The sequence below is a fragment of the Streptomyces sp. NBC_00249 genome, assembly GCF_026342355.1.
Taxonomy (GTDB): domain Bacteria; phylum Actinomycetota; class Actinomycetes; order Streptomycetales; family Streptomycetaceae; genus Streptomyces.
The window spans coordinates 18370-43809 of the sequence record NZ_JAPEMV010000014.1 but is presented as its reverse complement, the minus strand read 5'-3'; the positions used below and the strand labels follow the sequence as shown (position 1 = coordinate 43809).

Here is a 25440-nt window from a genome sequence, read left to right as displayed (position 1 = left end):
GGCCACCCACCGGGAGGCACGGCCCTCCCGGCCAGGCACCCACGATGAGGAGATCCAGTGACTGAACAGTCACCAGCAGATTCGCGTGTACACGCCATCCCGGGACAGCAGGCCTTACGGCCGGCGGGCCCGGACGGCATCGACCCGTCCAGGGCCCGGGAGTCCGTACGCCGCCTGTACGCAGGTCCGCCGCTGACCCCGGCGGACCTGAGCGCCCCCCTCCTGGTCCTGCCCGACGGCCACCCCGGCGCCGGCACCCTGCCCGGCGCCGTGGCCCTGACCGAAGTCCCGGCCACCGTCACACGGTGGGCAGGCATGGGTATCCGGGGCGTGAAGCTCTTCGCGCACGGCCACGACCGGGACCCGTACGGCACCGGAGCCCTGACCCCCGGCAACCTGATGGTCCGCGCGATCCAGGCCGTCAAGGGCGTCACCGCCAACACGGTGGCCGTGACCACAGAGGTGTGCGGCTGTTCCTGGACCAGCACCGGCGAATGCGTGCTCCGGACCGACACCGGAGCCATCGACGCGGAGGGCACCTACGCGCTCATGCGCGGCATGGCCACCCAGCACGCCGAGGCCGGCGCCGACGCCGTTTCACCCACCGCGATGCTCGCCGGGTCCGTCCGCACCGTCCGCAGCGTCCTGGACCGCAAGGGACACCCCGACGTCGGGGTGAACCCCAACCTCGCGATCCGTACCGGGCTCTACGGCCCGTTCAAGCAGCTCATGGACACCGAACCTGCCCGGGGCGACCGCCGAGGGCTCCAGCTGGAGCCCGGCCGGGCCGAGCGTGACACCCTCGTGCAGGCCCGCGCATGGATGATCGAGGGCGCCGACTCCCTGACCCTCCAGCCCGTCATGACGGCCACAGACGTGCTCGTACGTCTGCGGGACATCACGGACGCGCCGATCGTCGCCTACTCGACCTCCGGGGAGTGGGCCGCACTCCAGACCCTCGGCATCGAGGGCATGGCCGAGTACCTGGCCATGCTCAAGCGGGCGGGCGCCGACACCGTCCTGACCTTCGCAGCCGAGCCGGTCGCCACCTACCTGGGGGGCCACCGTGGATGACACCCCCTGGACCCGTCCGGCAAGGCTGGACGCCATCCTGGCCGACGCCGCCGCGCAGGGCTTCGAGATGTCGTGCGAGGACCGCACCGGGGCCCTCCTGGCCACACTCGCGGCCAGCAAGCCCGGCGGACATATGGCCGAAGTGGGGACTGGAGTGGGAGCCGGAGCGGCCTGGCTGCTGCACGGTATGACCGCCACCGCCCGCCTGACCAGCGTCGAGATGGACCCCGAGCGCCAGATGGTTGCCATCCAGTACCTGGGCGAAGACCCGCGAGTGAAGTTCAGCAGCTCGACCGCAGACACCTGGCTCGACACCTACAGGGGCCCGCTCCTCGATCTCGTCTACGTGGACTGCCGGCCGGGCAAGTTCCGCCGCATGGGCGAGCTCCTGGACCTGATGGCGCCCGGGGGGATCTACATCGTGGACGACCTCATGCCCCAAGCCACCTGGCCCGACGACCATCAGCCGCGCGTGAACACCTTCCTCGAACAACTGCCCGAGGTCCCCAACTTCCTTTCCACGCCGATGAGATGGGCGTCGGGGCTGGTCGTCGGAGTCCGGATCTGAGGGTCTATCGTGGGCGGCATGTCCGCCTCTGACCTGATCCGTATCGTCTCCCGCGACTCCCCGATGGCACTGGCCCAGGTAGAGCGCGTCCGCAGCGAGCTGGCCGCGCTCTACCCGCACATCACCACCGAAGTCATCCCCGTGAAGACCACCGGGGACCGGTGGATGGGCGACCTGGCCGCCGTCGAGGGAAAGGGCGCCTTCACCAAGGAAGTCGACGCCGCCCTACTGGACGGGACCGCAGACCTGGCCGTGCACTGCGTGAAGGACGTCCCCGCGGACCGGCCCCTGCCGGCCGGAACAACCTTCGCGGCCTTCCTCAGGCGCGACGACATCAGGGACGCCCTCGTACACCCCGGTGGGCTCACCCTGGCCGACCTTCCGGCCGGAACTCGCATCGGCACCTCCTCGGTACGGCGTATCGCCCAGCTCGCCGCCTCTCACCCACAGCTCGAATGCGTCCCGATCAGGGGCAACGCGAACCGCCGGCTCGACAAGCTCGCCGCAGGCGAGGCGGACGCCCTGTTGCTGGCCGTCTCAGGGCTGGACCGGATCGGCCGCATGGACGCGATCACCGAAATCCTTCCCGTCGAGACGATGTGCCCGCCCATCGGCGCGGGCATCCTGGCCCTGCAATGCCGCGAGGGCGACACAGGCCTGATCGAGACGGTGAGCGCGCTCGGCGACCCGGCCACCCACCGCGAGGCCACCGCCGAGCGAATGTTCCTTCACGTCCTCCAAGGGCACTGCAACTCGCCGATTGCCGGGTACGCCTCCACCGAAGCGGACGGCGGGCTCAGCATGTACGCGAAGGTGTTCACGCCCGACGGGAAGCGCGTCCTGCGGGCGCACGAGTGGGCGGGCCCACTGGACCCTGCCACCCTCGGCACCTCTGTGGCGGTCGCACTCCTCCGGCAGGGGGCCCGCGACCTTATCGACGGCATCCCGCACTGACCGCCGCCAAGAGCTGTGCCGGGAGGACTCCCGGCACACGGCGCCCACCCCGTACGGTGGTACGACGTGCCATCGGATTCGTCATGCCGTACAGCTAACGCGGGCCGGAGCCCCAGCGAACGGGCAGGGCACCCGAGTCCTGATAGGGCTCGTTGAAATTCCCCACCCCCTGCTCAGGTGTGGGACAGACCTGCTCACCCCGGTTCCCCACCCCTGCCGCGCCGGCCTGCGACGAGTTGCCACGGCGGAGGGGCCGCCCGATAGCCAGCAAGGTCCAGGGGCGGGGCGAGTTGTCCAGGGTGAGCGGAGCTCAGCGCGCAGCGCCGCCGTAGGCGCCCTTGACCACTCGGCACGGCCCGCACACTCCACGAGCGGGCGGCCCCGGCCCTCAGTTGAGTGCGCAACCAAGTGGGGAACGCGAGCGTGCGTGGGGAAAATCGCGGATCCCCATCAGTCCCCCGAACATGCGACCCCGGCGGCGCAGACCGCACAGGCACGGGAATGCCTCATGGCTGAAACGGTTCACTAGGGTGCCCCTGTAGCCCCGGAAGGACACCCATGAGCACACCCCCGCCCCGCCCCGCCCTGGCCAGCTGGACGCCGAGCCAGGCCGGTCCGTGCGTGAAATGCCGCACCCAGACTTGCCGCTACGGGCTAGGAGGGAACCCTCTCTGCGCTGCATGCAGAGAGGCCCTACAGACACAAAACCCTGCCTGACCTGTATGAACGAGCCCGCCAGCCCGCCGCCCGTATGGCTCACCCTGCCAGACGGTCAGACCGTCCGGGCCCGGCTTCATGCCAGACGCTGGACCCCCAGCGGATGGCGCTACCGCGTAGGCCTGCCCGTCTGGTCCGTTACCCCCGAACGAGACGTCGAGCCCGTCGAGTACACCGTGTGGGTCCCCGCCGACGAAGACGACGACTACGTACGCCCCGTGGAAGGCGCGGACTACAGCACCGTCCCCGTGGAAGAGCGGCCGCCGCCCCGCCCGTCCCACCCCTACCTCGCCCCGCCACCGCCGGGCGTAGACATGTCGTGGGCATGGACCGTCGAGCACACCCGGGCCGCCGGCCCCGGCAGCCCCGCCACCGGAACCGTCGTCCACGAATACGGATGCGCACTCGCCCCACCCGGCAGCCCCGAACTCGACCTCGACGAGGCACTGACCGCGCTCGCCCGCCCGCGAGCCCGGGCCTGCCAGCAGTGCGCCGCCGCCGAAGTCCTCACCAGGCTGTAGCACCCCCCCGGTCGGTCGGCGGCCCGCAGCCCTCGTGCGGGGCCGCCAGGCGCCCCGTTAACCCTACGAAACCGGGGCCGTGGCGAGGTAGTCCAACACCATCATCTCGACCGTGGTCACAGCGACAAACGCGGTACCACCAACGCCCAAGGCGGCAAGAGGCCCAGCCCCGAGCAGGTACGCCACAACGACGCACACGACACCCACCAGGGCAGCCACCAGCAGCACAATCACAACGTTCTTCACTCAAGTCCCCTAACCCGATCGGGCGGGGTGGCCAGTCCGATGCCGTGGAGGCGGCAGCCGAGCCCGACCACCCCTGTTGGCAAACGGCAACAGACGTGATCAACACGAGCGCGGCCGACTCGCACCCGAAAGGCGCTGGCTGCCTGCTGTCGTCGCTCCAACACGGACTTGTGCGGTGCCTCAGATCCACAGGAAAACTCTGCCCAAAAATCCCCAGACGTCGGCGGGGAACAAGTGCACGATATCATACGGTCCGTTGCTAACCAGACAAATAGGGTTCGGCGCCCGGGTGTTGACGCCACAGGGGAGCAGTCCGGTCCTGATCCGGGCGGGTCTCGTCGGGCTGCCTGTGGAGAAGCGGCCGGCTGGCGTGAGGGCGGAAGTAGCCATTGGGTACGTCCAGCGCGTGGCCTGCGGAGCCATGGGGTGATCCCGCAGGTCCGCCGTGATCCCGCCTGCCCGACCGGCGCCCGCGGGTTGATTGTGGGGCGGCATCTGTTACATGGCATGCGTGGCCGGCGGCGTTGCCGTCTGCGGCGGTTCGGGGCGTGGAAAAGACGGCAGCGGCGGGAGGGGGGCGCCCGGGTGGGGCGAGGTTGGGCGTCTGCCGGGCATGTACGGGGTGCAGGCGCGTTCCCCCGCCGTCGCGGATGCGGGCGCGTGAGGCGACCGCGCCGCCCGGCCGTGGCTGGCGGGGATCTGGCAGCTGCCGCGCTCAAATGGCGGCCGGTGAGGTCGCTCCGCGTCGGTGCGGGTCTCGCTGTGGTCGCTCTGCGCGTCGTGATCAGCGTCCCCCACGCCCGTGGGCACCCACGGGCCTAAGCGCCGTGGGTGGGACGGCGCAGGCCGCCGGACAGCCGACCATGACGAGCGCCAGGAGCGTGAGCACGGCCAGGCGGGCGCCGACGAGCCGGGGCCAGGCGCCGCCGCCTCAACTTCGCGTGTACACGCGAAAAGAAACTCGGAAAGATCTTTTAGCAGGTCCCTGACCTGCGGTTTTGTGGTCCCGCGACACGCCGGAAACTTGGACGTGAGGCTCTATTGCTGTAATCTAGTGCTTGTCAGGGAGGGCAGGGAACGGCACCCAGCCCCCACCAGACAAGCCACCAACACCACCGAAAGGAACAGACATGATGAACCTTGGGACCGGCACCAACGCGGAGCGGGCCGACAACGGCAGCCAGCTCGCCGCGCTCTTCATCGAGCGGGCCGCCGCAGCCGGAGAGACCCTCGCCCACGGCGACCGGGCCGAGATCGGCCGGGTCATGGCCGAGGCCTACTACGAGAGCGAAGAGGTCCCCCCGGGCTGCGAATGGGAGTCGCTCGCGCCCATGCTCAGTGACCTGTTCCACCACGCGGACGGCCTGATCAGCCCCGTCGGACTCATGCGCGTTGCAGCGTCGGAACTCCGCGCCACGGTCAACGTGGTCCCGTTCCTCTGCGCGATTGGCGAGGAAGGGCAGCCGGGACTCATCGCGGGTGCGGTGACGGCCGTACTCGCGCACGCCGAGACGGGTGAGATCCCGATCGAGCACCTGACTGTCATGGCGTTCGCCGGATGGTCCGACGAGGTGGAGCAGGAGCGGTTCGTTCAGGCAAAGGCCGCCCGCGCCGCCCGCTTCACCAGGTAGACCCCCAGACGCCGGGGGCGGGAACGGCACCCGCCCCCGGCACCACCACCAGCACCCCGAAGAGAAGGAAGATCAATGAAGTTCACATTTCTGGCACCTGCGGACGTACTCGTGACGGTCGAGGCCGCCGACGAGATGGACGCGTGCGAAGCGTTCACCGCGATGCAAGGCGAGTTCGTCACCGTTGCGCACACCATGCCCCACGGGTGCCAGCTCACGGCCGTGGACGTCCACCAGGACGGATGGGAGCTCTACAAGGCCGACGGCCAGACGGTACAGGATCAGCCCGCGTGCCCCGCCGAAGGCTGCAACGGCACCCTCGTAGGCGCCCGCTGCACCTACGGCGCCGGATGCTTCGGCGGCGAAGACGCGATCCACTGCCCCGTCTGCGGCACCAACGAGTGCGAGAACCCCGCCACCCCCGACACTTACGTCTGCACCCGCCCGGACTGCCACGCCACCCACGGCGAGCACCAGGGCGACGAGGACGAGGGCGCCACCTGCGGGGCGTTCACCCTGACCATCCCCGGTCAGGACCCCGGTCAGGACGACGACGAGCTGTAGCGCCCGCTGCAATTCCCGGGGGCGGGAACGGCACCCGCCCCCGGCACCACCAACACCCCACCGAAGGGACCGACATGGAGACCACTGCCCCCACGCCCGACGAGCGCGCCGCACGCGGAGCCGAGATCGTGCGCGAGCACCTGGCCCACGCCCAGCCGCACGACACCCCCACGGCCCGCGCCCGCCGAGGGTGGAGCATCGCGCACCTTCACCGCCCGCACACCGGCAGGTGGACGCCCGTGCCCTGTTCGATGTGGCAGGAGCTCATCACCGCCGCCGTGACGGATGTCCTGCACCTGGCCGACGGATGGCACAGCCCTGAGACCGTGCTCACCCGGGCATTCGCCATCCACTGGTCCCAGGACCTCCCGGCCCAGTGGAGCGACGCCGCGAACGGCGGGCAGGGCCTCACCGCATCCGGCGGCGCCCCGCGTGCTCCCCGGCCGGACACCGACCCGCGCGACAGGGACGCCCTGGCCGGAGCCGTCGCCGACCTGTACGCGGCCGCCGCCGACCGGTACGACGGCACGGCCGAAGAGCTGGCCGACCAGGCCGAGACGGATTTCTGGGACGAGGCCCACGCCGCCCGACTCCACGCCGTACGCACGGCCCGCACCGCCCCCTAGGGCGGCCGCAACCACGGCCCCGGGCATCAGCCCGGGGCCGTATGCCGGAAAGGGGAACGGCACCCCGGACCGCGACCACCAACACCGTCCCGAAGGGAACCGCTATGTGGATTGAGCCCCGCTGTGGAGACTGCATGATCGGCAACTATGCCCAGTTGCGCCCCACGGCCCTGCTGGCCTGCACCAACCCCGACTGTGAACACGTGATCGCCCCATCCGACCTCGTGGACGTGGACGAATGGAAGCTGCGGGACGGGATCGTGGTCATCCGCGACAGCGTGTTCTAGACCGGGCAGCGGCCCGGGGGCCAAGCCCCCGGGCCGTCGCCGCGACATGGGAAAGGCCGGTGGGACACCCGAAGGTGACGGCATCCACCGGCCTAAATTGCTCCCACCAACACCCGCCCGAAGGCGGAATGGAAAGCTGCACCAGTGTAGACCGCCCTGCCGTGTGCCGGCACCCGGGCCGGCGGCGCGGAGCGGCCGAGGCGGCATCGAGCCGCCACGGCCGCGCTGCCGCGTGCCCCAGACGGCGCGTACGCCAGGTCCACCACAGGGCCGGCCCGCCCGCCCCGTAGCCTCGCAGCAGACCGAATCCCGCCCCCGCACCAGCGCCGGGGGCCGACCCCAGGAGCCTCCCCCGTGATCCCCCGTGGCCGCCCCACACTCGATATCCACGACGTTGCCGCGCGCGCCGGTGTGTCAGACAGCACGTGGCGCCGCCGCCACCACAAGGCATTCGCCGCCGCGGTGAAGCCGCTGCCCGGCTCCGCGCGGCCTCTCATCTACGACGCTGCCCAGGTCGACGCCCACCTGGCCGGCGAACCCCTGCCGACGCTTCCGAGCGGCCCGCATCCGGACGACCTGCTGACCGACACCGAGGCCGGTGCCGTCGCCGGCATCGCCGCGTCCACCGTCCGGGCCGACGCCGTGAACGGCCTGATGAACAGGGGCACGGAGCGCCACGGACGCCGCTGGTGGACCCGCGCGGCCGCCGTAGCCCGCGCCGGCCGTGAGACGCAGTACAAGGGCCGCACCGCCGGGGCCAAGGACCTGGTACCGCGGAGTGCCCCGACGGACCGACGCGTCCGCGAAGTCGCAGCAATCGCCGAGGCCGTCGAGGCCGGACAGGCCAGGCCCGTGACCGCCGACGAGCTTGCCGAGCGCTACGGGGTCAGCACCCGGACCGCCGAGCGCCTCATGGCCAAGGCCGACGAGGCCCGCCGCGAGTCCTAGACGGCGGCCGGCACCGGGCGGCCGACATCGGCGAGGAGGTCGGCCGGCACGCCATCGCGCATCCAGTCCAGGGCGACCGGCCCCGGCATCCCGTTGGCGTGCAGGAGCGGCCCGCCGTGGCGGCCCATGAGCGCGGATGCGGCCTCGGGCACCACCGGCAGACCGAGGTAGGAGGCCCCGGGACGCGGCCAGGTCAGGTCACGCACCGTCCCGTCCGCCGTCGAGCACCACGCGTGCTCCACGGGATAGGCCACATCCCAGGCCCACCCCTCCACATAGGCGAGCTCGCCGCTGGAGTTGTCGGTGGCCCACATGATCGACTCGATGAAGCACCGCCCCGGCTCACCGGGAGGCAGCCCGCCGCCCGGCCACGGCGCCGCCGTGAACAGCCGGCCCGCCCCGAGCAGCAGCCCGGCCAGAGAGCCATAGGCCCAGCCCGGCCGCGCGGGACGCAGCTCAGCATCCATCTGAAGCCAGGCGACCAACGCCCGGTCCCCATTCGTCACCGGCGCGAGTGACTCGCCCTGACTGCCCGTCTGTCCGTTCATCCGCTCAGTCTCCCGCAGTCGGCGCCGGGCCGTCCGTGGCCCTGCGGATTCGCGGTGTGCGGGTTGATTGTGGGGCGGCATCTGTTACATGGCATGCGTGGCCGGCGGCGTTGCCGTCTGCGGCGGTTCGGGGCGTGGAAAAGACGGCAGCGGCGGGAGGGGGGCGCCCGGGTGGGGCGAGGTTGGGCGTCTGCCGGGCGTGTACGGGGTGCAGGCGCGTTCCCCCGCCGTCGCGGATGCGGGCGCGTGAGGCGACCGCGCCGCCCGGCCGTGGCTGGCGGGGATCTGGCAGCTGCCGCGCTCAAATGGCGGCCGGTGTGGTCGCTCCGCGTCGGTGCGGGTCTCGCTGTGGTCGCTCTGCGCGTCGTGATCAGCGTCCCCCACGCCCGTGGGCACCCACGGGCCTAAGCGCCGTGGGTGGGACGGCGCAGGCCGCCGGACGGCCGACCCATGACGAGCGCCAGGAGCGTGAGCACGGCCAGGTCGCCGCCGACGAGCCGGGGCCAGGCGCCGCCGCCTCAACTTCGCGTGTACACGCGAAAAGAAACTCGGAAAGATCTTTTAGCAGGTCCCTGACCTGCGGTTTTGTGGTCCCGCGACACGCCGGAAACTTGGACGTGAGGCTCTATTGCTGTAATCTAGTACTTGTCAGGGAGGGCAGGGAACGGCACCCAGCCCCCACCAGACAAGCCACCAACACCCACCGAAAGGAACAGACATGGACGTTCGCGCCAGCATCAGGGCCGCGCGCAAGGAGCTCGCGGAACCGGAGGCTATGCGGGCCGAGGTCGCCTTTGAGCTGGACTGCTTGCTTCCGTGCGCCACCGAGCGCGGTATGGACGTCACCGCCGTGATCGAGCTCATCGGGCCGGACATGGTGGCGGCCGGAGTGCTGTCGTACGCGCTGGCCTTCCGCGCCGCCGATCTCCACCCCGGGCTCGATGTCCCGCAGGAGGCTGGCGAGACCCTTGGTTTCCTCCTTCCGCATCTTGTCAGCAGTGAACAGGCCGAGGCCCTTGGCTGGAAGCGGCCGACCGGCTGAGCCGACGCCGGGGGCGGGCACCGAGCCCGCCCCCGGCGTCGCCACGCGCGAGCCGAAGGCTGAGCATCTCCGGCATCGCAAGGCCTCACGACTCGGCCACGCTTCAACTTCGCATGTACACGCGAAAAGAAACTCGGAAAGATCTTCTGGTAGGTCTCTGACCTGCGGTTTTGTGGTGCTTCGACACGCCGGAAAGTTGGATGTGACGCTCTATTGCTGTAATCTAGTACTTGTCAGGGAGGGCAGGGAACGGCACCCGGCCTACCAGGCAGACCACCAACACCCCCCGAAAGGAACCGAGATGAACAACCCGGAGAACGAGCCCGTCATCCCGAAGATCCCGGCTCAGCGTCCGCCCTCGGAGCCGATCCGACGGATCCCCGAGCAGCGCGACCGCCGCGCGAGCTGACCCGCCAGGGGGCGGCGATCAGTTCGCCGCCCCCGATCCGCACCCACTCGAACTCTCGGCACGATAGGAAAGCATCGATGAACACGACCACCGCGACGATCCCCACGCAGGCCGGACCGGCCGAGGCCCAGCAGGAGCACGGCAGCCGCATCATCACCGCCCTAGAGGGCGCGTGGAGCGCGATCCGAGCTCAGCACCCCGACGTGCCCGCCGTCCTGATGATCACGGGCACGGGGAGGACCGGGGCATCCCTCAAGTGGGGGCACTTCGGCGAGCGCAGGTGGACGACGGGCGGGACCCGCACCCACGAACTGTTCGCGGGCGGGGAGCTCATCAGCCTCGGCGGCCGCCGCACGATGCAGACGCTTCTACACGAGGCCGCGCACGCACTCGCCCACGTCCGGGGCATCAAGGACACCAGCAGCGACTACCGGTACCACAACAAGCGCTTTGTGAAGATCGCGGAGGAGTTGGGGTTGCAGGGCCCCGCGTCGCCCGCGTCGGTCATCGGGTGGTCTGACTGCCAGATCACCGACGCGGCCGCCGCGCGGTACGAGTCCGTCATCCAGACCTTGGACACGGCCAGCCTGCCCTACGTCCATGACCCGTGGGTGACCGCGCTTTTCGGGGGCACCGCGAAGCCGACCGGGGGCGAGGACGAGAACGGCGACGACGGAGACGGCGACGGCGAAGCCCAGGGCGGCCAGGGCGAGGGCGACGACGAGCCGAAGAAGGCGAAGCGCCCGCCGACGCGCTTTCTCGTGGTGTGCGGCTGCACCAAGCCGGGCAAGGACGGCGAGCCCGAAGCCGCCCGCCGCATCCAGATCAGCCGGGCCACGTGGGAGTTCGGCCGTGAGGACGGCGACGAGGACGGGGGCGCCCTGATGTGCGGCCGCTGTGGGGAGCCGTTCCGCAAGGCCGACGAGGGCTAGGCCCCCGGAGGGTCAGGGGGTGCCACCGGGGCGCCCCCTGACCTCACGTCAGGGGGCTTTGCGCCGGCCGCCGGGTGCCGGCCCCGGAGCGGGTCCCGGCGGCATCGAGCCGCCATGACCCGCGCTGCCGCCGAGGCAGCGCCGCCGGAATGTGACGGACAGGTAATAACGGGCATCTGTACCGTCAAACCCGTGAGCCCCGAAGAAAGTTCGCCGCCACACCGTATGTCTTGCTGCAAGACTCCCTTGAGTGTGGCAGGATCTTCACCATGAGTGATCGCCGAGGTGTGGGAGGGCCGCCGAGAGGCACGCGTTTCAGGCCTGCGACCTACGACCCGTCCAAGGGTGAGGCGTACAGGCCGGGTTCGAACTTCGAGCCCAAGAACGCGGTGAAGCTGCTAGCCATGTGCGAAGCAGCCGATATTTCGGTGGCCGGGTTCCTGAATGCTGTGGTTGACCTGATCGAGGTGGACCCGTCAACGGGCCGGCCCGCAGGTTGGCCGCAGGCGATTCAGCTCAAGGAGGCCAGCTGATCTGACCTATGCATAAGAGGCTCTCTCCAGCCGCCGGGCCTTACTAGCCGGGCGAAGCGTTAGAGCCCATCGGGGTCTCAGCCGACAACGGTTGTGGCGACCAATGCTGAGACTCCCGATCCCAGATGAAGCACGAAGATCACTACCGGGTTACTAGGCCGGCGGTGGGCTTTCGTACGTCCTCTAACACCGAGGAGCGTTGCCATCGTAGCAGCGAGCCACGGTGGCGGCACCGGCTTGTCTCGGCCCGGCGTGTCCGTGGCGCTTATGCGACAAGACGATCTCTTTTCCGCTTCCGTGCCCGATTCACCCCCTAAGTCCCTTGAGGGATCGGGGGGCTTTAGCGTGTACACGCGAAATGTGGCGCACGAGACCCTGACGCGGTTCCTGGCCGAACTGTCCCCGCGCCCGCGTGTCCGCGCTGCCGCAGGCGAGCCGGGGGAGTGGCGGAACACGTACCCCGAGGCCGTGGCACTCGCCGAGGTCGACCCGGCCCGGCCGGTGGCGATGTACCTCACGCGCCGCCGCCACGGCACCCACCGCTTCACCCTGGTACCGCTGGACTTCGACGCCAAGCGGGTCCCCGCCGCCCAGGCCGCAGCCGACGCCGAGTTGGCCGCCGCCGCCGCCGCCGCCGAGGGCATCGAGCCCGTACCGGCCCTGTCCGGCCCCACCGGCGGCCGCCACGTGTGGCTCGGATGCGCGGAGGGCATCCCCGTCACCACGGTGCGGCGGATCGCCCGAGCAGCCCGCACCCTGTGCCCGTCCCTGGACACGGCGCCCCTGATGAACGCGATGGCCGGGGCAGTTCGCCCGCCGGGCGCCGCCCACCGGCTCGGCGGACACAGCGAGCTCACGGCCCACACTGTTGAGCAGGCCGTGACGGCCCTCGGCGTTGCCTCGGCGCGGGCCGAGGCGTTCGAGCGTTTCGCGGCGCGGCTGGAGACGATGGCCGCCGCCGTCAGCCCCGCCAGCACCTCCCGGCCGGCCGCCGTCCTCGCCGTCGACGGCGAGGACACCGAAGTACCGCCATCCATCCGCCAGCGCGGCCCGATCGTCCGCCCGGTCGAGCAGGACGCCACCGGATGCCCCAGGCTCGCCGTGCCGTGGCGCCCCCTTGGAGAGCGCGCGGTGAAGGGTCTCCGCCGCATTCTGACGAATCGTCAGAATTTCTCGGATTGGGCCCATGCCTCGGCCCGGTCCATGGCCCTGGCCGGCTGGACGCAGGCCGAGGCCCTGGCCGTGGTGCGCGACGCCGAGTCCTCTCCCGCGCTGGAGTGGCTCCGCAGCGAGCGCCAGGAGGACGGCACCCGGGCCCCGCGCGACGAGGACGAGACGGCCCGGCTGTGGGCCCGGGTGTGGTGGCTCGCCGTTCAGGACGCCGCCCGCATGCCGCGCCGCCCGGAGGACGACGGCCACCACCAGGACCGCACGGACGCCGAGGCCGCCGTGGCCGACCTGTTCGCGCGAATGCAGGTGGCCGGCCCCGCCCGGTGGGGCCGTGAGTCGGGCCCGGCGGACGCTGCCGTACTCATGGCCGTGGCATGGCTGATGGTCAGCGCCAGCACCACCGACGTGTCCGCCAACGTGCGGCGCGTCGGAGTGCTCGCCGGGTACACGTACCAGACGGCTTCCCTGGCTCTGTGGCGCCTGATCAGGGACGGATGGCTCACCGTCACCGCCGAGGCCAACCGCAGGGCCGGACAGGCCCGCCGGGTGACCCTGGCGACGGAGCACAAGTGCCCCGAGCACAAGGGCCACCGGTGCGCGATCGACCGAGTCCCCGAGACCGTTTCCCCAGTTCACCCGGGGTCTGACAGAAGGCGGAACGCCGCCGCCCGGCCCCCCGCTGAACTCCCCACCTACCTGCGGTCCCTGATCGCCCACCAGCAGGCCGGGGTATGGCACACCCTGGGACACCACGCCGCCCGCACCCTGTGGCAGGTTCAGCAGCAGGACCGGCCCACCCTGGCCCAGATCACCGCCGCCACCGGCTACGGCCGCCGCGCCACCCTGCGGCACCTCAGGCAGGCGCAGGCCCTCCAGCTCATCACCACGGCCCGCCCCCGCCGAGGAGCCAACACGTACGCCCCCACGGCCCGCCCGCTGTACGAGGCAGGCCAGGAGACCGGAACGGCGACCCGGACGGCCCACCTGGCAGCACAGGCCCGCGTCGACCAGGCCGCCCACGACTGGTGGGCCAGCGAGGAGGAGTGGAGCCGGCTCACCAGGACGGAGAAGAGGCGCCGCGGATTGAGGCCCGGCCCCGATCAGCAGGTGATCCCAGGCATGGGAGCCGGCGCACGGGCCTACCCCCGGACCAGCACGGGCAGCCCCGACCACGCCCGCGCCCGCGAGATCGAGGCCGAGCGCATCGGCGCCGCCGGGATGCTCGCCCACGCCCAACAGCTCGCCCAGCGCGGCCAGATCATCGACCCCGCCCACCTCAGCCCCACCGGAGCCCAGCAGCCGAAGCAGCGCCGCCGCCGGGCCGTACTGCCTGCCCGCCAGCACTGCCGGCACTGCCAGGCCGCCCCGGGCGAGCGCTGCGTGACCTGGCGAGGCCAGGTCACGGCCGAGTGGCACGCGGTACGCCGTACCGCAGCCGAGCAGGCCGCCGAAGAGGCGACACGCCCGACCGAGCAGAGAAGCGCATGAGGAGGGGAGGAAGGCGGTAGAGTCTGCCCACGGTCGATCGCAGTCGGAGAGTCACCACGGTGACCACCGCAGCGAACGACCACCGACAGGACCCAAGCCCAGCGCGCACAGCACGCGGAGCACGAAGCCGGAAATCCCTCAGGGGCCGGCGACGAGCCAGGGCCGAGGGAATTTAGCTTGCACACGCTAAAACTGTCGTCACGGGCAGGACGCCCCGGTCGGCTCTAGCCGCCGAGGGGCGGAGCCCCCGAGCAGGACCAGCCGGCGAGGGGCCGGCCACCTACCCCGCGAAAACTGGCAGCCGTTCGTTAACCGTCATTTTCTCAATTACTGGTAATGGTAATAGAGTAAATGGTAGAGTGAGCGGGTGCTGACAACCCGTGAGATCGCCTCCTCCCTCACCCGCGACGACGACCCCGCCGACGAGTTCGACACGGCAGCATGGCTGAGTCGGCGCCTGGCCGAGGACACCGCACCCGCACTGCGCTGGACGCTCCCTCATCTGGAGACCGTCGAGCATGCCGCCGCGCACGGTATCCACGCCGACGGCACCGGCACCTACCGGCGCACCCCCACCGGCCGCCGCATCTCCGCCGAGCGCGTCAACGCCCTCACGGCCGGCGGATTCCTGACCGTGGCCGAGGGCATCGTGACCGCCACCGCCGACGGCGTGGAAGCCGCCCGCCGGCTCCGCGCCGTCCCGGACGCCCTCATGACCCCGGAGGCATTCCGGGCCCACAGCCACCGCGTCAACCGCGCCCGCGCGCACGGCAAGCGCGCCGAGCTCCTCCCCTGCCTCCCCGAAGGCGAGGAGGACAAGCGCCGCCAGGCCGCCGCCCGCGAATGGCTCGCCGCCCACATGCGACAGGCCGCCATCGACCGCGAGGAATTCGCAGCCCGCCAAGCCGCATGGGAGGCCGCCGACGAGGCCGAGCGGTCCGCCAAGGCCGCCCAGCGGGAGGCCGATTGGCAGCAGCGGGCACATGAGCGCCGCTACGGGTGCGGATCCTGCCCCGCATCCTGGGAGCTGGACGCCCGATGCGGCACCTGCCGGGCCGCCTACCAGCCCGCCCCACACGTCCCCGAGGCCGAGGCCGACGAGGACGGATGGGCCGAGGAGTACGCCGAACAGGCCGCCCACGACGCCGCCCAGGCGCCGACCCGCCGCCCGTCCGTACGCGCCGAGATCACCCGCCACCGCCAGACCGGCAGCCACAGCCAGGCCCGCATCACCCTCCCCGCCCACCGCGCCCACCGCGCCCGCGACCACCGCGCGATCGTGTTGGAACTAGCCCGACTTCTCGGGGTCCAGACGTCGAGCCCCCGCCGACTCCTGGCCGACGGCACCCACACCGGTGCCGAGCTGTGGCGCCACGTCGATGTCACCGGCCCCGCCCGCGCCGTCGACCGCATGCTGACCGCACTGGGCCCCGTCATGACCAGGCTGGAGCGAATGGCCACCCGGGCCGCCCGCCGCTACGGCGCATGGCGCCGCAGCCTGATGACCGTCCTGTCGGGCGTGCTGGACGAGTTCACCCCGACCGAGGTCAAGAACCTGGGACGCCGGTACCGATCGGACGTCCTGGCACACCTCACCGCGTCCATGGCCCAAGGCCCGCAGCAGCCCGTACGGGACGACGCCCGCCGGCCCCTCTGGGAGCGAGCCGACGCCGTGGCCGCCGAACTCTGGATTCAGGATCCCATCGACCCCTGGACAGCCACCGTCGAGCCGGCCACTCCGCCGACGCCTCACAGCCCGACCCCCGCGAGGGCCCGCCGCACACGCCGACCCCGCACGGGAACCTACCGGCAGCCCGCCACCACCAGGCCCGCCACCCTGCGCACACGAGACGCCGCCCGACCGGCCCCCCGCGCACGTGTGACGTCGGCCGCCGCGCGAACCCACCGCGCGATCTAGCCCCCCAACCCCCCTGCGCGGCCCGAGGCGTTCTGACCACGTGGGCTCGCCGCGAGCGTCTTCCCGCGCACCGAGGCGGAGTGCCCACGTGCGCCGATGCGGGACGATCAGGGGCCGGCCCAACGACCCGCCTCGGCAGGCCGCCGAGGCGCGATCGAGCAGCACGCCCGGCCGAGTCTGGAGAAGAGGGACCCGTACGTGAACGACGACCAGGACGAACCGCAGCCGCAGCAGCCCGTCAACCAGGGTGGCGGCGACGACGGAGAGGAGGAAGCGCCTTACGGCTACTGGCCCGAGCCGTGCGCCAACTGCGGTAAGGCGATTGTTCGGGCGAGGCACGCGAGGGAGAAGGGCCGGCCGCCGGAGTACTGCACCAAGGAGTGCCAGGCCGAGCGTCGACAGGCACGCGCCCGCGAGCGCAACGCGCCGGGTCTGCCCGGTCAGATTCTCCGCATGGAGGAGACTGTGACGCGGCTGGAGCAGGTGGCGGCCGACACCCGGACGGAGATCAAGAAGCTCAACTCTCCCGAGGGTGTGGAAGCCCGGTTGGCGGCCGCGCGGGCCGCCAACATGCGCGACGTGGCCCAGGCCAACCAGACCGCCGCCGAGGCCCGGTCGGAGGCAGCCACCGCCCGTGCCGAGGCACAACAGGCGGCCGCGGATCGCGATGCGGCACAGGCCGTCGCCGAGAGGGACCGGACCGCACGGGAGGCCGCCGACACCGCCCGGGAAAACGCCGAGAACAAGGCGACCGCAGCAGCACACAGGCAGCGGATCGCCGAGGAGAAGGCCGAGACCGCCGAGGCCGCCCAGGAGCTCGCCGAGACCGCACGGGACGCCGCCGTGCAGCGCGCCGAAACCGCCGATCGTATCGCGACCGACGCCGTGGCCCAGAGCGAGCGTGCCACCGGCGAGCGCGACCAGGCACGCCAGGACGCGGCGGCCGCCCAGGCGCTTGCTGAGGAGGCCGGACGAGAGCGGGACCGCGCCGTCAGCCGCGCAGACGAGGCAAGCCAGCTGCGGGCCGAGGCCGAGCGTGAACGCGATGATGCCCGCCGCGAAGCCGGCGACGCCGTGGCCCGCGCGGCTGCTGCCGCAGACGCCCAGGCCCGCGCCGAAGTGCGCGCGACCAAGGCCGAGGAGGAGATGAAGGAGTTGGCGACCGGCTACGCCGCTGCCATGCAGGAGACCAAGGACGCCAGAGGCGAGCGCGACCGGGCTGGCGCGCAGGTGGTGGAGGCGAGCCGTCAGCGCGTCGCCGCCGAGAAACTCGCGGGTGAGGCAGACCGGTGGAGGGAGCAGGCCGAGGCGCGGGCCGTGAAGGCCGAGGAGCGAGCAGACAAGCAGATCGCCGCCGCAGAGAAGCACCGCGACGAGTTGGCCGCCCAGCTCGCGAGCGAGGTCGAGGAGCGGCGCCGCGCGGACCGGGACAGTGTGGCCGCCACCCTCCGGGCCGAGACCGCAGAAGCCGCCGCTCAGCGAGCAGAGGAGGCCCGGAAGGAGCTTGCCGACGAGTTGGAGGCCCTGCGCAAGGAAGCGGCGGAGAAGAAGGCGAGGGGCAGTCGGCCCGCGAGGAAGGACGACACGCCGGACGTGCCGGATTCGATCCCCGGAGAGATCGCCGTGGACGACCTCGCCAACTAGCGTCCGGCGGACGGCTCAGAGCACTACCCGATCCTCAGGGCCCCTGCGGCATCATCGGATGCCGCAGGCGTCGCGGCCATCTCCCGCAGCCGCTCGATCACGGTTCGCACGTCCCCCAGGGCTCGATGCCCACCCCGCAGGGCCTGCCAGCGGTACGAGCCCCAGTAGTCCGACCAGTCACCCACCCAGTCCGAATAGGGGATCATCGCGTCTTCGAAGCGCATGCAGTCCAGCCACGCGTCTGCGGACGCCGCCGCGTCGGAGTGCCCCATTGCCGTGTAGTGCCGGTTCAGTTCGTACCGCAGCCGGCCGACGTCGTACGGCGCGTTCCAGATCAGGATCCGTCGCCCGTCGAGGACCTGCGTCAGCCGTACGGCGATATCCGAGAAGGTCGGTGCCTGGTCCACGTCCGAGTCTGTGATGCCGTGGATGGCCGAGGCCTCAGCCGGGATCGAGACCCCCTGACCGGGGTTCACAAGGGTGTCCAGCAGGACGTTACCGCCGGCCGTGATGACGGCGATCTCCACCACGGCGGAGTCTGCTTCCAGTCCGCACGTCTCTGTGTCCAGGATGACCACCGACGGATCGGCCAGCGCGTCCGCTGCCCACTGCCGCAGTGAGGCCACTTTCGCGGCCCGGTTCTCCCGCGCGCGAGCGGCCCGTTCAGCCTCCTCCCGCGCGTGACGCTCCGCCTGTTCGGCCATCTCCGCCAGGTGGGCCGAGTCGCAGGGAGGGCACCGGTCGGGCCACTCGGAGGGCTGATACCAGACGGCCCCGGTGCGGCGGAGCCAGGCGAGGGCCGTACGGCGCGAGACCACACGCACGCCACAGTCCCGACCGCTGCACGTCGTCGCCTTCGCGAGCCACTCCGCCCGGCGGGTCCGCTCCCTCAGGCGTTGTGCCGTGCGGCAGGCCTGGCACCGGCCGTGCGCCGGGGGGTAGGGCCGCGGACGCACCGTCTCGCAGTCCCGGCAGGTGCGGGCCGCTAGCCGCCGCTCCGCCGCCCGGTCCCGTTCCACGCAGAGCGAGCAGCGCTGACCGCGCACGATGCCCGGTCGGACCGTGCGGCACGTGGGGCAGGTACGACGGGCCGCCATCCGCCGCTTCACCGACGAGGGCAGGGGGCGCATCCGTACGGCCGCATCCGGCTCGTACAGGGCCACGTCCCCCCACTCCCGCGTCCGCACGTATGCCGTCGGACGCTGCCCGGGCGCCGGCTTGAGACGGACGCCCGCCAACTGGGTTTGCGAGCGGAGGCGATTCGGGGCCCGACCCGAGGCGTACAGGGGGATCCCGTCCACGTGCGCCAGCGGGCGGGGGGCGACCGGTTGGGATTCCGGCCGGCCCGCTGGAATCACCACATCCACCTTCGTAATCGAATCCATGCGAACACTCCTTTCCGGGATTGTCGACGACATTACGCTAGCACTCGAAACCCCGCCGCGAACCGGTTTTACTCGAATTCACTCAGGTGGATGAGCGAGCCGAATTGAGGGCCCCTTATAAATCGCGCGCGGCCGATGATTCCTGAAAGGATCTCCTTTAAAAATCAGCGTCTCTCAGAGCCTCTCGGATGATTCGGGGAACCGGGTACAGGCGGGCCGCGAGCCGGTTGCGCGTCTCCACCTGGTCCTCACTCAGGCGCAGGCCGGAGCCGACCAGGCCGAGCCCCTCCAACTCGCTCAACGGTTCCTCCGAGACCCGCCACGCCGCCGTCCGAAGCCTCTCCACCAGCGGAGATGGCAGCGCGTAGTTTCGTTGGACGAGTGTGGCGTCAGTGGCAGGCCCCGGCCACCGACCCGACAGCGCGAGCCGGTCCCGCTCCGGGTCCGACAGCGGCCGCCACGGCCCGGCGAGGTCGGGAGCCGACAGCCGTACGTCCACCGCCGCGGCCACGATCGTGGCGAGCGACGGCCATTCCACAGCCCGCATTCCCGCGACAATGATCCGAGCTTGACGCATTTTCTTTCCCTCTCTCACGAGTGCCGTGACAGTCGCCCGCTCCTCCTCCCGGTAGCGCTTTTTCAGCAGTTCGAATCGCGCGGCGTGACTGGCGTAAATCCATGCGGTGACTGAAGTTTTCTCCATAATCTGTTCCTAAAGGATATCCTTTTAGTGTTTCGCGGTGCCTGTCGGCGCCGCGCGGGCCCGCTAGGCGCGGTTGGCGTCGGCCAGGCGGTAGCGGGTCGGGACGGTCGGATTTGAGGACCAGGCCACGAGGTCATCCAGGTACCGGGCGAGCGCGCGGGACCCTGGGGTGTATCGGTACTGCCGCTCGATCACGTCGCGGGACACGCCCGCCCGTTGGTCGTGGCGGACCGGGCCACGTCGCATCGAGTGCCCGGAGTAGCGCCGCAGCTCACGCCGCAGGGCCCGACGGGCCAGGCGCCGGCGGGTACGGACCGCCGCGCGGCCCTCCTCCGTCAGCACCAGCGCCGAGAGTTCGGCGCGCTCGGCGGCCGCCGACATGATCTCGCGTTCCTCCGGCAGCAGGGGCCGGGTGAGTCCGGCAGCCAGCGCGGAACTCGCGATCACATTGCGGATGGTGCGATCCCCGATCCCGCCGGCCCGGGACGGGTCGGCAGGGGGCCGTCCCGCCGTGGTCAGCTGACCGTTCTTGACGCGCCGCAGCAGCGGCCCGGAGGTCACGCCGTTTCGGTCCAGCACGGCCGACCAGGCCCGCCAGGCCGCCACCGGACACGTGTCGTCCTCCTGGGCCAGGATGCGGATTCGCTCCGCGGTCCGGCCGTGGGGGCTGGTCTTGCTCAGCCGCAGCGTGACCACGAGCGCCGGCAGCTCGCACAGCTCGCCGGTCTCGCGGTCCACCAGGCGCACGGTCTCCACCCTCATGTCCCGGACGCGCAGGGACGCCGGCTCGGAGGCCCGCGCGCCCATGTACCAGGCCAGGGAGAGCACGAGGCGGTTGCGGATGCCCTCCACCGTCTCCGGGTGGTGCACGGCGAGCATTGCCGCCAGGTCCTCGCGGGTGCACTCCTCGGCCTGGAGCACGTCGCCGTGTCCGTCGTCGTCCTGTGCTTCGTCGCGGGACCGGGCCTGGACGATGCGGGCGATGAGGTCCCGCTCCGACGGCGGGACCAGTACCCCGCTGTTGGCCAGGCGTTCGGCGACGGTCGCGGTGTAGACGTCGATCGTTTCGGCGGGGTGCTGCTGGACGGCGAGCCAGTGGGCCCAGTCGGCGAGTGTCCCCGGATCGTCGTGCAGTCGCCCCCGCTCCTGGCACCAACTGACGAACTGAGTCATGCGCGATGCCCTGGCCCGCTCTGTGTTCGGCGGCGTCGCGGACGCGGCCATGTCGAGCGTGGCAGCGTCGATCGTGTACCCGTCCGTGTGCTGCACACGGCCGTTGGCGAGCTGGACGGGGCCGCCGGACCGTGGGCCGGGCAGCACGTCGGTGAGCGGCTCCATCAGCCGGCCGCCGGGGCTTGTACGGTGACGGCCCACGCGGGCACGTGCGGGAGGGCCGTCACCGAGGCGCCCCCGCCCGGATCCGGGCCGCTTCGCGGGCCGCTGACCACCGTACGTAGGGGATGCCGATCCACAGCCCCGCAGCCAGGGCGAGCGATGCCCACAGGGCGACGGCCGCCGAATCCCGTACCGCGCCTTGCGCGTCGAGGCCCACCAAGAGGCCGCCCCAGAACGCTGCCGAGACCGCCGCGACGGCGCCCCCGACCCCGAGTGCCATCACCGGTTGCTCCGCTCGATGTGGTGCACGATCGATTCGGCGAGATCGTCCGATTCCCAGTCGTCGCCGACCTCATCCCGGAACTTCTCGATCAGGTCGGCGAGGTAGGGCACTAGGGCGTCCCGGTCGACCACCACGGCGCCCGACGGCGCCTTGATACCGCCGATGACACCCGTCGTCCGGCCGCCCTCGCCGGCCGGGTCCTCACCTGTTTCCCAACGGCTGTCCATGTCTTCCCCCTGTGGGTCGGGTGCTGTCGGCGCCCGGCCGCGGGCGCCTCTTCATTCTGCGTGATCGGTGTCCGCTTGCCCGGCCGTCGCGCCGTCACATCCTGTGTGCAGGCCTCACACTGCGTGTTTACCGATTAGGGCAGCGTATCGGTAAACAGGGGGCCGGTGTGTTCGCAGAATCCGCGAACTTCCCCAAGCGGTCCACTCCTCGGATCCAATGAATCCAGGCTTGGCGCAACGAAGTTCCGGGAGTGGATACCTTGATATCCACTGTTCGGGGACTTAGGGTCCCGGGGGTATGGATCACTTCAAGCTCACGGCTGCTGTGCAGCAGCACCGGGCGGACATGCACGCCCGGCACCGACGCATCGCCCTGCTGACCCGCCAGCTGCGTGAGGCCGAGGCCGACCGGGACCGCGCCGTGGAGCGCTTCGTGTCGCTCGGGGAAGTGCACGAGGCGGCCCGCCATGAGACCGGCCTGCGGGCCATCGGCCGCGAGCTGGGCGTCACCCACCGCGCCGTCACCGGCATGGTGGAACGGGCCCGCAGCCGCACCCTGCACCCTGCCGCGGACGCCCCCCTGATCCCGGTCCTCACCGCCGAGCAGGCCCGCGCCTACGTCGAGTCTGGTGCCCTCGGAAACCTCGCTCGCGTACAGGTCGCCTTCAACCCTGCCGACATCGTCCTCGAGAGCGGTTTGGACCCGTCGGTATTCCCGGACTTGGGCGACCACGACGTACCCAACATGCTCCTGCACGGCGACGACGGCGCCGTGGTCGGTGTGGAAGAGTGCCTGTCCGGATACGGCGGCACCGGCCCGTCCAACACGGTCCGGCTCTTGAAAGACCTCGGTTTCGCCGAGGACCTCGCCCGCCAGGTTTACCCCCACCGCTACATCGAGCTCGCACCAGACGGGGTCATCCGGGCGAGCGCCGAGAGCCTGCACGGCGTCGGCGGAGGCCTCGCCCTCTCCCCCGGCGGTCGGCACTTCGTCGTCCGCGTACGCGAGGACATGGCCCGCGTCGTCGCCGACTGGACGGCCGAGGTCATGGCCGAGCCCACCAAGTACCCGTGGGCGGCCGGGACCCGGCGTGCGCGTGTCTACCTGACCCGGGACGCCGCCGCCCCCCTCCAGGAGCCCTACCGCGCCTGGCGCGGCAACGCCACATTCTCCGTGATCATCGAACAGGGCCGTCTCCAGCTGTGGGCCGCCGCCTATCTCCCCTTCCAGTTCTCGGACATCCTGTCCACCGAGCAGGTCCAGATCCTGGACGCGGCCGACATGCGGCCCGCCGACGTCGAACCCCGCACGTGGCTGGACCGATTCATTCCCGCTCGTCGCGAGCGGCCCGCCTTCCTGACCATCAGCGAGGACGGCCAGGACCTCACCCACATCCCCGACGGCGACGCGCACTAGCCCCCGCGCCCTCGCCGGCCCCACGACCGGCAGGCCGAAGACCAACCCCGCGAAACCGTGCTCGCCGTTCTGTGGGACGTTCCCGGGCAACCGTCTAGCGAGTGCGGGCTTGACTGCACCTGACCGCCCCAGGTCCGACCCCACTCACGGGGTGGGACCACCGTTACCCACCGACCGCGACACCCCACCTGGCGCGACTACACCCGGCACCACGACAGCTGTCGACGCCACAGACCCCACCGGCTCGAATGGCTCGCCGTTCTGATAGCGGTCACCACCACCGCATCTCAGTTGGCCCCGCAGAAGCAGGAGCACGCATGTCCGCCAACACGTCCGCAGACCACGCGTCCTCGGTAGGCTCCGATGCCATCGGGGTGGTCTGGCTCCGCCCCGAGTACCAGGGCCGTGAAGACGAACTGGTCACCCTGGCCGACGGCGCCGACGAAGTCGGCGTTGGCCGCGCCGCGGTGTCGAACTGGGTCAAGCGGCATTCGAACTTCCCGAAGATCGTGTTGCTGACCGGATCACCGCGGAAGCGCACCAAGTACGTCGTCCGCCAGGAGCTCATCAGCTTCGCTCGCATCCAGCGGAACAAACCGGCCGGGCCCCGAGGTGGCGATAATCGCCCACACCGTCCCCGCACGCAGATCGCCGCGGAGAAGAAGCAACACTTTGAAGAGGTCCTGCGGACCCTGACGCAACGAGAGGAGCGCCAGGCACAGGCCCTGGAACGGACCCGATCCGCCAGACGCATCGCCGAGAAGAAGCTCGCCGCGGCCCGCGCCCGGCTCGATGCCGAGATCGCCGCCGTCGTGAAGCTCAGCACGGCGACCGGCGACCGCAAATAGAGCTGTCCCCAAGCCTTAGCCTGTGCACGCTAAACGGCCGGTGCTGTCCCGCCCAAGGACGTTGGGCCGTGGGTCGCGACGGTGGTGCGGGAGGCGGATTCCGACGCGCTCACCGACCACGACGAAACCGGCACCGACGCGGAGCGACCGCTCCGGCCCCGGCCGGAGCGCGGCAGCGGCCAGCTCCCCGCCAGCCACGGCCGGGCGGTGCGGTCGCCTCACGCTGGGGCGGTGCTGACGGCGGGGGAACGCGCCCTGCCGGTCGTCTCCGGGACGGCCGGCCACGCGGCCCGGACGCGAGCCTCCGGCGACACCCCGACCAACCCCACCCGCAGCGACCCCGGCCCCGTCGGCCCGCCAGCCGACGGGGCCGACGCGCGACACCGGCGGGGCAGGGACCGAACAAATGTCGCTACGTTCCAAGGGTGTTGTGTGCTACATCAGAGATGTAGTGTTCCATGCATGAGCAATGTAGCGATCATCGAAGCGCGTACCGGCGCACACGACGCGATCCCGGACAGCAGCGGCGGCGCCGTCCTCTACTGGCGGTGGGCCTCCCTCCCCTGGGGAGAGCCGGACCGGGGCGGAGCCGTGTGGCACGAAAACGGCGTGGCCATGCGCCTGCACCACCTGGGCCACCATGTCGCTTCGGCGCGGTGGAAGTGCCCGAGCCGATCCGACGCCGAGGACGTCGCCGAGGAGGAGGCCACGGCGCTGACGCCGTGGCTGGAGACGCTGGCACACTTGATGGCCGCCGAGGCCGCCATCAAGTCCGCGCGGAATCTCAGGGGGTGGGAAAACCGCTACCGCGAGGCCTGCGACGAGGCCGACATGTGGGGCGACCACTACACCCAGGCGCACGCGCGCGACCTGGGCGACGAGCTCCTGCACGAGCTCCGACGCATCACCGGGGAGCAGGTCGACACCGAGCCCGCGTCCACGGCCGCGGCCCTCGCCGCCACCCACACCACCCTGTCCGAGCGGCACCTCTCCGCGGCACTCGGGTACGCCCCCGACATGGGCGCACACCCGCAGTTCGACGAGGCATGGGAAGGGCCCTGGGCGCGCGACCACGACCACCGCGGCCAGCCGTCGGATCTCAGCTACTTCACCGCCCACCGACTCCTGCGCGCATGGGCGCTGACTCGCCCCGCAGTCAGCCGGGACACGCTCGTAAGGTGGGCGATCGAAGCCGGTGTGACCAAGGCGCTCGTGAGTCAGCTGACGGGCCTCGCGCGTACCACCATCGACCGTATCGCCACCTCGTAGTGACCCGGACCGCGCGCCTCCTATCCCGATGCGCGGGGTCCGGTGTGCCGGCCGACACCTAGGGGCCCAGGTTCTGCCGGGCGCCCCCACAGAGCCCACCCACGCAGCCTGAGGGAGGTCCGACCCGCCAGCGTTGCAGCCGCCGAAACGGTC

Annotated in this window: 25 protein-coding genes; 18 read left to right on the top strand and 7 right to left on the bottom strand. The window is 71.2% G+C overall.

What is annotated here, in order from left to right; genetic code table 11:
* Positions 1–57: 57 nt before the first annotated feature.
* The 4 genes from OOK31_RS38585 to OOK31_RS38570 all read left to right on the top strand — a co-directional run bounded on the left by OOK31_RS38585 (position 58) and on the right by OOK31_RS38570 (position 3834).
* Positions 58–1074 (top strand): hypothetical protein, encoded by a 1017-nt coding sequence (locus OOK31_RS38585; protein ID WP_267092124.1) that lies wholly within the window; start codon positions 58–60, stop codon positions 1072–1074.
* The gene (locus OOK31_RS38580; protein WP_267092123.1) at positions 1067–1642 is read left to right on the top strand and encodes an O-methyltransferase; all 576 of its coding nucleotides are present in this window, start codon (positions 1067–1069) and stop codon (positions 1640–1642) included. The genes OOK31_RS38585 and OOK31_RS38580 overlap by 8 nt, the downstream gene beginning before the upstream one ends.
* Positions 1643–1660: 18 nt before the next feature.
* A complete protein-coding gene (gene hemC, locus OOK31_RS38575) occupies positions 1661–2596 on the top strand; it encodes a hydroxymethylbilane synthase (protein WP_267092122.1) in 936 nt (311 codons plus the stop codon).
* A 722-nt stretch (positions 2597–3318) separates the two neighbouring features.
* Positions 3319–3834 (top strand): DUF6233 domain-containing protein, encoded by a 516-nt coding sequence (locus tag OOK31_RS38570; protein ID WP_267092121.1) that lies wholly within the window; start codon positions 3319–3321, stop codon positions 3832–3834.
* Positions 3835–3897: 63 nt separating this feature from the next.
* Here OOK31_RS38570 and OOK31_RS38565 read toward each other — a convergent pair whose 3' ends face one another.
* Positions 3898–4080, bottom strand: coding sequence for a hypothetical protein (locus tag OOK31_RS38565; protein ID WP_267092120.1), 183 nt, complete (start codon positions 4078–4080; stop codon positions 3898–3900).
* Between the two features lie 1130 nt (positions 4081–5210).
* Here OOK31_RS38565 and OOK31_RS38560 point away from each other — a divergent pair.
* The 5 genes from OOK31_RS38560 to OOK31_RS38540 all read left to right on the top strand — a co-directional run bounded on the left by OOK31_RS38560 (position 5211) and on the right by OOK31_RS38540 (position 8136).
* Positions 5211–5711 carry a hypothetical protein gene (locus tag OOK31_RS38560; protein WP_267092119.1) on the top strand — a complete coding sequence of 167 codons (501 nt, stop codon included), beginning with the start codon at positions 5211–5213 and terminating at the stop codon, positions 5709–5711.
* Positions 5712–5786: 75 nt separating this feature from the next.
* Positions 5787–6275: a hypothetical protein gene (locus tag OOK31_RS38555; protein WP_267092118.1), complete on the top strand. Its 489-nt coding sequence runs from the start codon at positions 5787–5789 to the stop codon at positions 6273–6275.
* Positions 6276–6349: 74 nt separating this feature from the next.
* Positions 6350–6901 (top strand): hypothetical protein, encoded by a 552-nt coding sequence (locus OOK31_RS38550; RefSeq protein WP_267092117.1) that lies wholly within the window; start codon positions 6350–6352, stop codon positions 6899–6901.
* 134 nt (positions 6902–7035) lie between these two features.
* On the top strand, positions 7036–7188 hold the full coding sequence (locus OOK31_RS38545; protein ID WP_267092116.1) for a hypothetical protein: 153 nt from the start codon (positions 7036–7038) through the stop codon (positions 7186–7188).
* 411 nt (positions 7189–7599) lie between these two features.
* Positions 7600–8136: a DNA-binding protein gene (locus tag OOK31_RS38540; protein ID WP_267092115.1), complete on the top strand. Its 537-nt coding sequence runs from the start codon at positions 7600–7602 to the stop codon at positions 8134–8136.
* On the opposite strand, the gene OOK31_RS38535 is transcribed toward OOK31_RS38540, so the two are convergent.
* Positions 8133–8684 (bottom strand): hypothetical protein, encoded by a 552-nt coding sequence (locus OOK31_RS38535; RefSeq protein WP_267092114.1) that lies wholly within the window; start codon positions 8682–8684, stop codon positions 8133–8135. The two genes, OOK31_RS38540 and OOK31_RS38535, sit on opposite strands and share 4 nt — an antisense overlap.
* Positions 8685–9402: 718 nt before the next feature.
* Here OOK31_RS38535 and OOK31_RS38530 point away from each other — a divergent pair.
* The 6 genes from OOK31_RS38530 (at position 9403) to OOK31_RS38505 (ending at position 17820) form a co-directional block, all read left to right on the top strand.
* Complete coding sequence (locus OOK31_RS38530; RefSeq protein ID WP_267092113.1) at positions 9403–9726, top strand: hypothetical protein; 324 nt, start codon at positions 9403–9405, stop codon at positions 9724–9726.
* A 486-nt stretch (positions 9727–10212) separates the two neighbouring features.
* Positions 10213–11067 (top strand): hypothetical protein, encoded by an 855-nt coding sequence (locus OOK31_RS38525; protein WP_267092112.1) that lies wholly within the window; start codon positions 10213–10215, stop codon positions 11065–11067.
* Positions 11068–11336: 269 nt separating this feature from the next.
* On the top strand, positions 11337–11600 hold the full coding sequence (locus OOK31_RS38520; protein WP_267092111.1) for a hypothetical protein: 264 nt from the start codon (positions 11337–11339) through the stop codon (positions 11598–11600).
* A gap of 360 nt (positions 11601–11960) precedes the next feature.
* Complete coding sequence (locus OOK31_RS38515) at positions 11961–14258, top strand: hypothetical protein (protein ID WP_267092110.1); 2298 nt, start codon at positions 11961–11963, stop codon at positions 14256–14258.
* A gap of 367 nt (positions 14259–14625) precedes the next feature.
* Complete coding sequence (locus OOK31_RS38510; RefSeq protein ID WP_267092109.1) at positions 14626–16176, top strand: hypothetical protein; 1551 nt, start codon at positions 14626–14628, stop codon at positions 16174–16176.
* 198 nt (positions 16177–16374) lie between these two features.
* Positions 16375–17820 (top strand): hypothetical protein, encoded by a 1446-nt coding sequence (locus OOK31_RS38505; protein WP_267092108.1) that lies wholly within the window; start codon positions 16375–16377, stop codon positions 17818–17820.
* A 23-nt stretch (positions 17821–17843) separates the two neighbouring features.
* Here the strand turns inward: OOK31_RS38505 and OOK31_RS38500 are convergent, their stop codons facing one another.
* From OOK31_RS38500 to OOK31_RS38480, 5 genes are all read right to left on the bottom strand, one after another.
* Positions 17844–18524 (bottom strand): 3'-5' exonuclease, encoded by a 681-nt coding sequence (locus OOK31_RS38500; protein WP_267092107.1) that lies wholly within the window; start codon positions 18522–18524, stop codon positions 17844–17846.
* A gap of 838 nt (positions 18525–19362) precedes the next feature.
* Positions 19363–19908, bottom strand: a complete 546-nt coding sequence (locus OOK31_RS38495; RefSeq protein ID WP_267092106.1) for a hypothetical protein — start codon at positions 19906–19908, stop codon at positions 19363–19365.
* A 63-nt stretch (positions 19909–19971) separates the two neighbouring features.
* Positions 19972–21246, bottom strand: coding sequence for a hypothetical protein (locus OOK31_RS38490; RefSeq protein ID WP_267092105.1), 1275 nt, complete (start codon positions 21244–21246; stop codon positions 19972–19974).
* Positions 21247–21304: 58 nt separating this feature from the next.
* A complete protein-coding gene (locus OOK31_RS38485; RefSeq protein WP_267092104.1) occupies positions 21305–21523 on the bottom strand; it encodes a hypothetical protein in 219 nt (72 codons plus the stop codon).
* Positions 21523–21753, bottom strand: a complete 231-nt coding sequence (locus OOK31_RS38480; RefSeq protein WP_267092103.1) for a hypothetical protein — start codon at positions 21751–21753, stop codon at positions 21523–21525. The genes OOK31_RS38485 and OOK31_RS38480 overlap by 1 nt, the downstream gene beginning before the upstream one ends.
* 298 nt (positions 21754–22051) lie before the next feature.
* On the opposite strand from OOK31_RS38480, the gene OOK31_RS38475 reads away from it, so the two are divergent.
* The 3 genes from OOK31_RS38475 to OOK31_RS38465 all read left to right on the top strand — a co-directional run bounded on the left by OOK31_RS38475 (position 22052) and on the right by OOK31_RS38465 (position 25287).
* Positions 22052–23170 carry a hypothetical protein gene (locus OOK31_RS38475; RefSeq protein ID WP_267092102.1) on the top strand — a complete coding sequence of 373 codons (1119 nt, stop codon included), beginning with the start codon at positions 22052–22054 and terminating at the stop codon, positions 23168–23170.
* Positions 23171–23487: 317 nt separating this feature from the next.
* The gene (locus OOK31_RS38470; RefSeq protein ID WP_267092101.1) at positions 23488–24018 is read left to right on the top strand and encodes a hypothetical protein; all 531 of its coding nucleotides are present in this window, start codon (positions 23488–23490) and stop codon (positions 24016–24018) included.
* A gap of 462 nt (positions 24019–24480) precedes the next feature.
* Positions 24481–25287 (top strand): hypothetical protein, encoded by an 807-nt coding sequence (locus OOK31_RS38465; protein ID WP_267092100.1) that lies wholly within the window; start codon positions 24481–24483, stop codon positions 25285–25287.
* Positions 25288–25440 lie beyond the last annotated feature (153 nt).